The organism is Suipraeoptans intestinalis (assembly GCF_034091795.1).
Classification (GTDB): domain Bacteria; phylum Bacillota; class Clostridia; order Lachnospirales; family Lachnospiraceae; genus Suipraeoptans; species Suipraeoptans intestinalis.
On the sequence record NZ_JAXFXH010000027.1, the window covers coordinates 39,638 to 52,048 of the forward strand.

The 12,411-nt window shown below is 47.5% G+C and carries 11 protein-coding genes; all 11 read left to right on the forward strand.

The window, feature by feature from the left end; all coding sequences use genetic code 11:
• The 11 genes from recD2 to SOW26_RS09465 all read left to right on the forward strand — a co-directional run bounded on the left by recD2 (position 1) and on the right by SOW26_RS09465 (position 12,263).
• A complete protein-coding gene (gene recD2 / locus SOW26_RS09415) occupies positions 1-2,226 on the forward strand; it encodes an SF1B family DNA helicase RecD2 (protein ID WP_276959514.1) in 2,226 nt (741 codons plus the stop codon).
• The gene (locus SOW26_RS09420; protein WP_320652293.1) at positions 2,208-2,951 is read left to right on the forward strand and encodes a ComF family protein; all 744 of its coding nucleotides are present in this window, start codon (positions 2,208-2,210) and stop codon (positions 2,949-2,951) included. Before recD2 ends, SOW26_RS09420 begins: the two co-directional genes overlap by 19 nt.
• Before the next feature lie 55 nt (positions 2,952-3,006).
• Positions 3,007-3,402 (forward strand): hypothetical protein, encoded by a 396-nt coding sequence (locus SOW26_RS09425; RefSeq protein ID WP_320652294.1) that lies wholly within the window; start codon positions 3,007-3,009, stop codon positions 3,400-3,402.
• Positions 3,403-4,440 carry a hypothetical protein gene (locus SOW26_RS09430; protein ID WP_320652295.1) on the forward strand — a complete coding sequence of 346 codons (1,038 nt, stop codon included), beginning with the start codon at positions 3,403-3,405 and terminating at the stop codon, positions 4,438-4,440.
• 73 nt (positions 4,441-4,513) lie between these two features.
• Positions 4,514-5,416, forward strand: a complete 903-nt coding sequence (gene cdaA / locus SOW26_RS09435) for a diadenylate cyclase CdaA (protein ID WP_154475871.1) — start codon at positions 4,514-4,516, stop codon at positions 5,414-5,416.
• Complete coding sequence (locus SOW26_RS09440; protein WP_276959520.1) at positions 5,394-6,638, forward strand: CdaR family protein; 1,245 nt, start codon at positions 5,394-5,396, stop codon at positions 6,636-6,638. The genes cdaA and SOW26_RS09440 overlap by 23 nt, the downstream gene beginning before the upstream one ends.
• 20 nt (positions 6,639-6,658) lie before the next feature.
• Positions 6,659-6,922, forward strand: coding sequence for an HPr family phosphocarrier protein (locus SOW26_RS09445; RefSeq protein ID WP_154475867.1), 264 nt, complete (start codon positions 6,659-6,661; stop codon positions 6,920-6,922).
• Positions 6,923-6,939: 17 nt separating this feature from the next.
• Positions 6,940-7,848: a nucleotidyltransferase family protein gene (locus tag SOW26_RS09450; protein ID WP_276959521.1), complete on the forward strand. Its 909-nt coding sequence runs from the start codon at positions 6,940-6,942 to the stop codon at positions 7,846-7,848.
• Between the two features lie 172 nt (positions 7,849-8,020).
• The gene (locus SOW26_RS09455; RefSeq protein WP_320652296.1) at positions 8,021-9,766 is read left to right on the forward strand and encodes an NTP transferase domain-containing protein; all 1,746 of its coding nucleotides are present in this window, start codon (positions 8,021-8,023) and stop codon (positions 9,764-9,766) included.
• 1 nt (position 9,767) lies between these two features.
• Complete coding sequence (locus SOW26_RS09460) at positions 9,768-10,640, forward strand: NTP transferase domain-containing protein (RefSeq protein ID WP_320652297.1); 873 nt, start codon at positions 9,768-9,770, stop codon at positions 10,638-10,640.
• Positions 10,641-10,730: 90 nt separating this feature from the next.
• Entirely contained in the window at positions 10,731-12,263 is a 1,533-nt protein-coding gene (locus tag SOW26_RS09465) for a BCCT family transporter (protein ID WP_320652298.1), read from the forward strand.
• The last annotated feature ends 148 nt before the right edge of the window (positions 12,264-12,411 follow it).

The window sequence follows — 12,411 nt, forward strand, 5'->3', positions numbered from 1 at the left end:
ATGGAAACGATAAAAGGATATGTGGATCACATCGTATATCGAAATGAGGCAAATGGATATACAGTGTTCCAATTGGAACAGAAAGAAGAGCAGCTCACCTGTGTAGGAGAACTTTCTTACCTGGAAGAAGGCGAGCTGGTAGAGCTGGATGGGCATTTTACCGTTCACAAGATGTATGGAAGTCAGTTTCAGGTAGAGACATCCAGAGTGTGCTCCCCGACAGACACCCTTTCCATAGAAAAATATCTGGGATCGGGGGCAATCAGAGGATTAAGAGAAGCTATGGCGCGCAAGATCGTGGAGGCATTCGGAGAAGAGACCTTCCGCATCATAGAGGAAGAACCGGAACGGTTGGCGGAGATCAAGGGAATCAGCGAGAGGAAGGCCAGGGAGATCGCAGAGCAGCTGGAGGAGAAAAGAGAGATGCGGCAGTCCATGCTGTACATGCAGAAGTACGGCATTTCTCCCAAATTGGCGGCGAAGATCTTTCAGTATTATGGCAACAGAGTGTATCGGATCCTGGAGGAAAATCCCTATCAGATGGCAGACAAGGTAGAGGGAGTAGGATTCAAAACGGTAGATGAGATCGCCATGCGGGCAGGGATTCATGTAGATTCGGATTATCGGATCCGATGCGGAATGGTTTATGTCCTGCTTCAGGGAGTGGGAGAGGGACATATCTACCTGAGAGAAGAGGTTTTGCTCTATCGGACGGAGCAGATTCTGGGTGTGGTGATTGAGCAGCCCGGGCTTCATCTGCAAGAATTGTCTGTGGAAAAAAAGATTGTGGTAAAAAATGTGGGGGATGAGACAAGAGTATATGCATCCGCATATTACCAGATGGAATGGAATGTGGCGGGAATGCTGAAGGCGCTGGATATCCGATTTGAAATAACGGAAGAGGTTCTGAGGCAGAGGCTGGAGGAAGTGGAAGTCTGCGAAGATATGAAGCTGGATCAGATGCAGTGGGAAGCGGTGAGACAGGCGGTCAGGAAGGGCGTTCTGGTTCTGACCGGAGGGCCGGGAACAGGAAAGACCACCACCATTAATGCCATGATCCATTTTTTCAGAAGAGAAGGGCTGGATATCTGTCTAGCAGCGCCTACCGGAAGAGCAGCCAAGCGGATGACGGAGGCCACAGGCTACGAAGCGCAGACCATTCACAGACTGTTGGAGATCAACGGGGATCCGGAAAAGGGAGCACGGGGATTCCAAAGGAATGAGGAGCAGCCTCTGGAGACCGATGTAGTCATTGTAGATGAAATGTCTATGGTAGATCTTCCTCTGATGAGTGCTCTCTTAAAAGCGATGGTGACGGGGACGCGGCTGATCCTGGTAGGAGATTGTGATCAGCTTCCAAGTGTCGGCCCGGGAAGTGTATTGAAGGATATTGTGGATTCAGGCTGCTATGCCGTGGTCAAGTTGACACAGATATTCAGACAGATGATGGAAAGTGACATCATTGTAAATGCCCATAAGATTAACCAGGGGCTTCCTGTTCATCTGGATAACAAAAGCAAGGATTTCTTTTTTTTGAAAAGGATGGAGCCGGAACTGGTGATGCGGGTGATCCTTGCATTGGTACAGGAAAAGCTGCCTGCCTATGTACAGGCGAAACCGTTTGATATCCAGGTGCTGACGCCTACGCGAAAGGGAGTGTTGGGAGTAGAAAAACTGAACGAGATGCTACAGAAATACCTGAATCCGCCTTCCGAAAAGAAGAAGGAAAAGCTACAGGGAGATCGAATCTTTCGGGAAGGCGATAAGGTGATGCAGATCAAAAATAACTATCAGATGCCCTGGGAGATCAGGACTTCCAAAGGGATGGCGGTAGATAAAGGAGAGGGGATTTTCAACGGAGATATGGGGATCATAAAAGAGATCCCTGTCTACGGGGATGAGATTGTGATCGAGTTTGAAGACGGGAAACTTGTGCGGTATTCCTATGAACTGCTGGACGAGCTGGAATTGGCCTATGCTATTACCATCCATAAGTCGCAGGGAAGCGAATATCCTGCCGTTGTGATCCCGCTTTTGAACGGGCCAAGGCAGTTGTATCACAGGAATCTGTTGTATACGGCAGTTACAAGGGCAAGACGATGCGTGACCTTGGTGGGGAGTGAAGTGGTGTTTGATCAGATGGTTCAAAATGGAAATGAACAGAGACGAAATACCAGTTTAACCGAACGGATCCGGGAATTGGAAGAGTGGAAAACGGGCGTGTAAAACAAAAGAAAGACAGGAGAGGGATCGGAAAAAAGCTCTTGTGCCTGCTATGGCCTACCGTCTGTGTGTTTTGTGGAGCACCAAACAGCAATGGAATCTGTGAGAGATGCAAAGAAACGGAAGAGAGGCTGAGGATCAGGCAGCCTGTCTGCATGAAGTGTGGGAGATCGATCCTGTCGGAAGAAAAAGAATATTGCAGGGAATGTGAAGGACATATATATTCCTTTGAACAGGGGGCGGCCGTGTGGAAACATGTGCCGCCTGTTAGTACGTCTATCTACCGATTTAAGTACAAAAATCAAAGAGCCTATGCAGAGATCTACGGACGGGAGCTGGCAAAAAACTACAGGGAACTGCTCCGCCAATGGAAGATCGATTATCTGGTTCCCATTCCTATTCATCACAGGCGAAAAAAAGCGCGGGGATATAACCAGAGTGAACTGTTGGCAAAAGAGCTGGAAAAATATGTGGGGATTCCTGTGCTGTCTGTGCTGGAACGGTGGAAGAATACGATACCTCAGAAAAGACTGACGGCTGCCGGGAGACGAAAAAACCTAAAGGAGGCATTTCGAATAACGGCAGGAGACATAAGGGGCAGGAATCTGCTTCTGGTGGACGACATCTATACGACGGGAAGTACAATGGAAGAAGCTTCAAGGATCCTGCGGAAATCCGGTGTAGGAAAGGTCTTTTTTTTGACGCTAAGTATTGGACAATATAATTGATATTTGCTATACTGAAACTACTATTGTTCGGATCAGTGGGAGATTGAGGTGGGATATGCTGGATGAAAGAAAAGTGAAAATCATGACGTACTTGTCTCATTATGAGGAGACCAAAGGAAAAGAAGACTTCAAGGTCAGCGGGTTTTACAGAAAAGATTATGTAGGTCTGCACAATATCTGCGCATTTCTATGGGTGACGGCAGGATACGGAATCCTGATGGGACTACTTGGCATTGTCTTTTTGGATGTGCTGCTGAAGCATCTGTCGGTATCTTTGGCGGCGGTGCTGGGGCTTGCTGCGATTGCAGGATACGTGGCGGTTTTGACCGTGTATCTGCTGCTTTCCGCAGGGATATACAACCGCAGGCACCGGGATGCCAGAAAGCGCGTGAAACGATACCATTACCACCTGACCAGACTGATCAAGCTGTACGAAAGGGAGAAAGAGTAGATGGATACAATTTTTATGATAAGAGAAAATGTGCAGAGGATATACGCAAAGAACTCAAAGATCTATGAAAAGGCGATACAGTTTTTACTCGCTTTTATCGTTTTTTTGGTGATCAATCAAACCTTCGGATTTATGAAGATACTGGCGTCTCCCGTAGTGTCCCTGGGATTGGCGGTCATTTGCGCATTTCTGCCTCTGACAATGACGGTGATTGCGGGGACGGCATTGGTCCTGATCCATGTATTTGCATTGTCTCCGATGCTGTTTGTGCTGACGGCTGCCGTGTTTTTGGTCATGTACATTTTTTACTTTCGGCTGACACCAAAGATGGCGGTGGTAGTGCTTCTGACACCTATTGCATTTGCTCTTAAGATTCCTTATGTGATCCCGGTGGTATTTGGACTGATGGCGACGCCTGTCTGCCTGGTGGCGATCATCTGCGGGACGATCGCTTTTTATATGTTGAGCTATCTCAAAAAGGCTGCAGCAGTGGCGCAGGGAGCCGGTCTTGAAAATATGATAGGACAGTCGGCCGACTATCTGAAGCAGGTGTTTCAAAGCAAGGAAATGTGGGTCATGATCGTAGCATTGGCCATTAGTTTTCTGGTAGTGTATACCCTGCGGAAGCAGGCGATGGACCATGCCTGGAAGATAGGAGCGGCTGGAGGAGTTGTTGCAGGGATCGTGGCAACGGCGGCAGGAGATATTGCTCTGGGAATCCATGTTTCTTATGGAATGATGATCTTTTCAGGTCTGCTGGCAGTTCTCCTGGGGCTGGGACTGGAACTGTTCTTCTTTGCGGTGGATTATACCAGGAGCGAGACGCTGGAGTTTGAAGATGACGAGTATCATTACTATGTGAAGGCGGTTCCGAAGATTTCTCTTTCCTCCTCAGAAAAAGAGGTAAAGAAGATCCATGAAAGACAGGAGACGGCAGAAATCACCAGGGAAGAAACAAGAAACAGCGCTGCGGAAGAAGAGATAGATAGGGCTCTGATAGAAGAGAGTCTGAAAAAAGAACTGGGAATGAAGGAATAGAACAAAGAACTTTGACCACGGCAGGACATAGCGGAGAAAACGTAAAAATTGATCCAAAGGAGGAGGTGACAGGATGGAACAAAGGATTTTGGGATTTATTACAAAATATATCGCAGGGGCGTTTTATATCCCAAGGATCCAGGTGATGGATGTTGTAGAAGTCCTGATACTGACGTTCCTGATCTACCGGGTCATCCTCTGGATCAAAAATACGAAGGCCTGGATGCTCTTAAAGGGAATTCTGGTATTGGCTGCATTTATTCTGGTGGCGGCGATCTTCCGGATGAACACCATCTTGTACCTGGCTAAGAACTCTGTTACGGTGATGGCAACGGCGGCGATCATCGTGTTTCAGCCGGAGCTTCGGAGAGCGCTGGAAAAACTGGGAGAGAGGAAGCTTTTGGCTTCGGTCCTTCCTTTTGAGCCGGGCAAAGAAAAGGTCAGGTTCAGCGGCAGTACCAGAGAGAATATCGTGGAAGCTGCTTTTGCTATGGGAAAGGCGAAGACAGGTGCTCTCATCGTGGTGGAACGGGAAATCCAGCTGACAGAGTACGCAGCGACAGGGATCCATATGGATTGCCTTCTTTCCAGCCAGGTTCTGTTGAATATTTTTGAACATAATACTCCTCTTCATGACGGAGCTATTATAGTGCGCGGCAACAGGATCGTATCCGCCACCTGTTATCTTCCCTTATCCAATAATATGGGGATCAGTAAGGAATTGGGTACGAGACATCGGGCGGCTATCGGGATGAGCGAAGTCAGCGACGCTCTGGTGATCGTGGTTTCGGAAGAGACCGGAGCCGTTTCTGTGGCACAGGGAGGCAGTATTTTCTGGGGCATTACGGAAGAAGAGTTGCGTAGCCGACTGGTTTTGGCACAGGAGAAAAAAGAAAGCAGATCCGCGGTTTCCGGTTGGAAGGTGGCTGAATGGTGGAAAGGAAGGCGAAAAGATGAAAAAAAGACTGACAAATAATCTGAGTCTTAAGATTCTGGCTTTCCTGATCGCAGGGTTTATGTGGTTTATGGTGGTGAACATTGACGATCCGGTCTCCGACAAAACGTATGTAGGTATTGCGGTAAAAGTGCTCAATGAAGAAGTGGTGCAAGACAGTAACCGTACGTATCAGATCGTGGACGGCACCGGAGAGGTCAACGTAACGGTCACTGCAAAAAGGTCGCTGCTGAACAAAATAAAAGCAGAAGATATCCAGGCAACGGCGGATATGAAGGAGCTCCTTTTGGGAACACAGATTCCTATTCAGGTGACGGTCAAGGGATATGAGGGCAGATACGAAAGCGCTGTCTCTTCTCCCGGGAATCTCCAGGTTAAGATCGACGATGAAACCAAAAATAATTTCCCCATTACACCCACCGTCACAGGAACGGTACGGGATGGCTATACCATTGGCAGTCTGAAGGCAGATCCGGAAAAAGTAACCATAAGAGGTCCTAAGACGGTGATCGACAGCATCAATCGGGTAGCGGCAGAAATAGACGTGTCGGGATTATCGGAAAGCACAGATTTGGAAGCACGGCTGGTGCTTTACGACAGTAATGACAATGTGATCGATCAGACGATCCTGGCCAATAATCTGGGAAAAGACGGTGTCAGTGTAAAAGTAAAACTAAATAAAGTAAAAAGGGTTCCCATTGCGCTGGATACTTCCGGGATCCAGGCGAAAGAAGGATATAACATTGCCAAGGTGACTCCGGAGCCGAAAGAGATCCTGGTATCCGGAACGGAAAAGAATCTGGAAAGTCTGGATGAGATCATGGTTCCGGCAGAGGAGCTGAGTTTTACGGATCTGACAGAACGGACAGAAAAACAGGTGGATATTTCTGCCTATCTGCCGGAGGGGATTTCACTTCTGGATGAAAATGCGAAAAACATCGTAGTTTCTATTCTGGTGGAGCAGCCCGGTGTAAAGATTTATGAAGTGTCAACCAGTTCTCTGACAGTCAATAATCTGGCAGACGGACTGGAGGTAAGTTATGGGCATGTGGTGGATCTGGAGCTTCAGATTCAGGGACCGGAGGAGGTGCTGCAAAGCCTGAAGCTGGCGAAAAAGGCAAGTATTGATCTGAAAGGATATACGGAGCCGGGCAGTTATGTGGTACCGGTTTTCGTGGAACTTCCGGCCGGGTGCGCATTGGTGAATGAGGTAAAGGCTGACATTACCCTGGAGAAAAAGTAGTAACGAAGGGAGGCATTCGTATGGTAGCACAGAAAGTTACGATCATAAATCCTACAGGACTGCATCTGAGACCGGCCGGCGTTTTCTGCAATGCAGCCAGTAGTTTCAGGTGCAAGGTAGAGTTTCGATATAAGGAAACGACAGCCAATGCAAAAAGTGTGCTGAGTGTACTGGGCGCATGCATCAAGAAGGGAGATACTATTGAACTGGTATGTGACGGAGAAGATGAAACGGAAGCTTTGCATACGATGGTGTCTTTGATCGAAGAAGGCCTGGGAGAATAGAGGAGGATGAAAAAACTATGGGGAAGGCAACTTTGGTGGTCATGGCGGCAGGGATCGGAAGCCGTTTTGGCGGAGGAATCAAGCAGCTGGAGCCGGTAGGACCCAGTGGAGAGCTGATCATTGACTATTCCATTTATGATGCGAAAGAAGCGGGGTTTGACAAGGTGGTCTTTGTGATCCGAAAAGATCTGGAAGAAGAATTTAAAGCGAGGATCGGAGACCGGATCGCAAAAACTATTGCAGTAGAATACGCGTTTCAGGAAGTGGAGGATATTCCGCAGCCATTTCGTCAGAAGTATGCAGGCAGAAAGAAGCCATGGGGAACGGGACAGGCCATCCTGGTATGCAAGGATCTGGTGCAGGAACCGTTTCTTGTGATCAATGCAGATGATTATTATGGGAGATCTGCCTACCGGAAAGCATATGAGCATCTGACAGGGATGAAGCGGCAGAAAGATGTGCTTTCGGCATGCATGGTAGCGTTTCAGCTGAAGCATACCGTCAGTGAGAACGGAGCAGTGACGAGAGGGCTTTGCAGGATGAACCAGAAGCATCAGTTGATCGGACTGGATGAAACAGGCCATATTGTAAAGACACCTCAGGGAATCGGGATTCAGACGGACGCTTTTTACAGCCTGGATGGCGATATGGAAGTCTCCATGAATATGTGGGGGTTTTCACCGGAAATTTTTGAAAGGCTACAGCAGGGATTTGAAAGGTTTTTGGAAACAGTGGATCCCTGGGACAAAAAAGAGTATCTTCTGCCCGACATTGTAGATGCCTTTTTGCGCTCCGGACAGATAGAGGTGACGGTTCTGCGTTCGGAGGATGAATGGTTTGGAGTGACTTACAAAGAAGATAAGGATACGGTGGTAAAAGCGATCCAAAAACTTTTGCAGGAAGGAAAGTATCCCTCCTCTCTTTAAAAAAGAATACATACAAAAAAGAACCCCTACAGACAGTTCGGTGAAAGGAAAGCAGAAAACCGAAATTGTTTGTGGGGGATTTTTATGGAGAATTTCCGAAATTCCATGATTGACAAATCGGAAAGGAAGGAATAGAATGAGATTGTTCACAAAAATAAAGGAGAATAATTACATGAACATATCGAAATATGATCTGCTGAACATGATCTTAAAAAAGTCGGAGAAGAATCAAAGGAAGCTGGCTGCCCTGACAGGACTTTCCTTAGGGAAGGTGAACAGCTGTCTGAGAGAACTGATAGAAGACGGGTATTTGAACGAGCAGCTGGAGATCAGTGAACAGGCGCAAAAAAAAGCAGAGAAGCAACGTCCGAGGCATGCGGTCATCCTGGCAGCAGGCTATGGGATGCGGATGGTACCCATTAATGTAGAGGTGCCAAAGGGACTGCTTGAGATTGGCGGAGAGAGGCTGATCGAGCGACTGATCCGCCAGCTCCGGGAGGCGGGTGTACATCAGATCGATGTGGTAGTGGGATTTATGAAAGAGCGATATGAATATCTGATAGACAAGTGGAATGTCCGTCTGATCTTTAATGAAGAATACGGAAGAAAGAACAATCTCTCCTCTTTAAACAAAGTGGCAGACAGAATCGGAAACAGCTATATTCTCCCCTGTGATATCTGGTGCAGGGAAAATCCCTTTTCCGGTTACGAGTGGTATTCCTGGTATATGATGACGGAAGAAGAGTCAAAGGACAGTGGAGTAAGGGTCAATCGAAAAAGAGAGCTGGTCCGGGTCAAGGTAGAAAAGTCGGGGCACCGCATGGTGGGAATCGCTTATATACAGGATCAGGAGGCAGATCGGCTGAAACAGTTGCTTGGTCTATACGCATCGCAGAGAACCTACGATCAAAAGTTCTGGGAAGAAGTGCTGTTTGCGGAATCGAAAATGTGGATCGCATCCAGGATCGCAAAAGAAGAGGATGTCTACGAGATCAATACCTACGAGCAGTTGAGGGAGATCGACAGCCATTCGGGACATCTGCAGACAGATATCCTGGAGAAGATCGCAGAGGTACTGTCATGCAAACTGGAGGAGATCCAGGAGATCCAGGCGCTGAAGAAGGGAATGACGAACCGCTCTTTTGAATTTTCCTGCAGAGGAGAACGCTATATTGCCAGGATCCCGGGAGAGGGGACAGACAGGCTGATCAACAGGCGACAGGAATTTGAAGTATATGAAGCCTTGAAAGGGACAGACATCTGTGATCCGGTGGTCTACATATCTCCGGAGAGCGGGTATAAGATCACAAAGTTTATAGAGAATGCACGACCCTGCAGAAAAGAAAACAAAAAAGAGGTAGAGGACTGTATGAGGTACCTGAAAGCCTTCCATGATCGTAAGCTTCAGGTGGGACACACATTCCAGCTGTTTGAACAGATCGAATACTATGAGAGATTAAGGGGAGATTACCCTTCGGACTATGAAGACTATGAGGAAACAAAGAAAAAAGTATTCGAATTGAAAGCGTACATTGACAGGCAGCCGAAAACAATCGCGCTGAGTCACATTGATGCAGTCTGTGACAATTTTCTCCTTGCGCCGGAAAAAATGTATCTGATCGACTGGGAATATGCGGGCATGCAGGATGTTCATGTAGATATCGCCATGTTTGCCATCTATGCCATGTATTCCAAGGAGGAGGTGGACTGGCTGATCGCGTGCTATTTCCAGGGAGAGCCTTCTGCGGCGGTTCGGGTAAAGATCTACTGCTACATTGCCGTTTGCGGTTTGCTGTGGAGCAACTGGTGCGAATATAAGAAGACCTGTGGAATCGAGTTTGGGGAATATTCCCTGAGGCAATACCGATATGCAAAGGAGTATTACCGGTATGCGAAGGCGGAAATGGAGGCAGAGTAACATGATAGAAGTAGAAAATGCGATTTTGATGGCGGCAGGAATGTCCACAAGGATGGCGCCCCTGTCTTATGAAATACCGAAAGCTCTTCTGAAAATAGAGGGAGAGGTGCTGATCGAGCGGCAGATCCTTCAGCTGAGAGAAAGCGGGATCAGGGATATTACCATAGTCGTGGGATACAAAAAAGAACAATTTGCGTATCTGAAAGAGAAATTTGAAGTCAAACTGATCGAAAATCCCTACTACATGGAACGAAACAATCATTCCAGCCTGTTTGTGGCAAGAAAAGAACTGAAAAATACCTATATTTCCTGCGGAGATTACTATTTTGCACAAAATCCATTCCAAAGAAAAGAAGAGGTTCCCTACTATGGGCTGACCTATCAGGAGGGAGAAACCCCCGAGTGGTGTGTGGAAACAGATGAGTCCGGGAAAATCCAAAAAGTGGTGATCGGAGGGAAGGATGCCTGGGTCATGCAGGGAGAAGTCCTGTTTGACAGAACATTTTCCCGGCAGCTGATCCCTCTCTTAGAGTCGGCCATGGAGCGGGAGGAAGAAAAGCAGACATACTGGGAAGATTTGTATGTGTCCTCCCTGGGAACCATGGATCTTTACGGGAAGCAAAAGAAAAAGGGAGAGGTGCTGGAGTTTGACAGTCTGGATGAATTAAGAGAAACATTTCCCTGGTACCGGGCAGCGAAAGACAGCCGGATCTTTCAGAAGCTCCTGGCGACTCTGAACTGTGAAGAAGGGGAGCTGACAGGATTTGTCCCGCTGAAGGAAAACGGGGTGGCAAAAGGCGTAACATTTTCGCTGCGGGAACAGGCCTACCGATATTTTTATGAATCAGGCAAGCTGGAGCGCTGCCGGATCTGAGAAGGCGCATTCTGAAAAGGCGGGAGCAGGAGAAAATGTCGGCAAAAGAGAAGCGGCTAAGGTCGCATACTAAAGGAAGGAAAGCCAAGCATGAAAGAAAACAATCAGTTAAAGAGAATTGAAAAACAGATGGACAAGGAGATTATGATCATTCCGTTGCTGCTGATCATCGGGCTTTGTATCACATTTATGAAATTTCCGGAAGCATCTAAGGTGACACTGCAGTCTGTCCGAAATTTTCTGGGGGATGACCTGGGGCTTTATTATGTGTTTCTGGGAGTGGCAGCCGTGATCTGTTCCATGTATATGGCATTTTCCAAATATGGAAAAATCCGTTTAGGAGGAGAGGAGAAGCCCAAATATACTACGTTTCAGTGGGGAACGATGATTTTTACCTCTACCATGGCAGCAGATATTTTATTCTATTCCCTGTGTGAGTGGGCGATCTATGCCAGGGAAGCCTACGTAAAGGAATTGGGCGGAATGCAGAAATGGGCGCCCACCTTCTCTTTGTTTCACTGGGGACCGATTGCCTGGAGCTTTTATATTGTGCTGGCAGTAGCGTTTGGATTCATGATCCATGTCCGTGGAAGGAAAAAACAGAAGTTTTCAGAGGCCTGCCGTCCCATTCTGGGAGACAGGGTGGACGGAATCCTGGGAAAGATGATCGATCTGCTGGCAGTTTTGGCGCTGCTGGCGGGAACAGCGACAACTTTTTCCCTTGCCACTCCTCTTCTTGCAGCTGCTTTGGGATATGTGTTTGGTCTGCCAATGGGATTTGGGCTTACCATCTCTATTTTGGTGACCATTGCAATCGTTTATACTTTGACGGTATGGTTTGGGATGGAAGGAGTGTTCCGGCTGGCTACAGTTTGTGCGTACCTGTTCTTTTTTTTACTGGCGTATGTGTTGCTTGCCGGAGGGGAATGCAGGTACATCCTGGAAACAGGATTTTCTTCCACAGGAAATCTGATCCAGAATTTTGTGGGACTGGCTACCTGGATGGATCCGGCGCGGGAAACAGCCTTTGTACAAAACTGGAGTGTCTTTTACTGGGCTTATTGGATGGCATGGTGCGTGGCAACTCCGTTTTTCATCGGAATGATCAGTAAGGGAAGAACTATAAAAAACACAGTGCTGGGTGCCTATGGCTGGGGGCTGGGAGGAACCTTCCTGTCTTTTATCATCCTGGGAAATTATGGGATGTCCCAGCAGGTGAGGGGAAAGATAGACGCCGTGACCATGCTGGGAAAAGGAGAAGAGATATCCAAAGTGATATTGAATATTTTAAAGACGCTTCCGGCAGCTAAGCTGGTGCTGGTGGTACTGGTCATTACCATGATAGCTTTTTACGCTACGACCTTTGACGCACTGACGATGGTGGTTTCTTCCTATTCCTACCGGTATCTGAAGCCGGAGGAGGAGCCGGATAAGAGAGTTCGGACCTTTTGGGCGATCCTGTTTATTCTCTTCCCCATTGCCCTGATCTTTTCGGAGAGTTCCATGAACAACCTCCAGTCAGTAGCGATCATAGCGGCGTTTCCTGTGGGGATCATTGTGATATTGATCGTGGCTTCCTTTTTCAAGGATGCAAGGAAATATCTGCAGGAAGGACAGAAATAGAAGGAAAAGAAGAACCGTAAAAGTTTACGAAAGAAACCTGGAAAATAGAAAAAAAACAGAGGAAAAACAGGCGGGTATCAGAGGGCAGCCTTGAAAACAAGTGCGCAACTGTGCTATACTCAGCAAATATAGAAAGTGTTATCAAAAG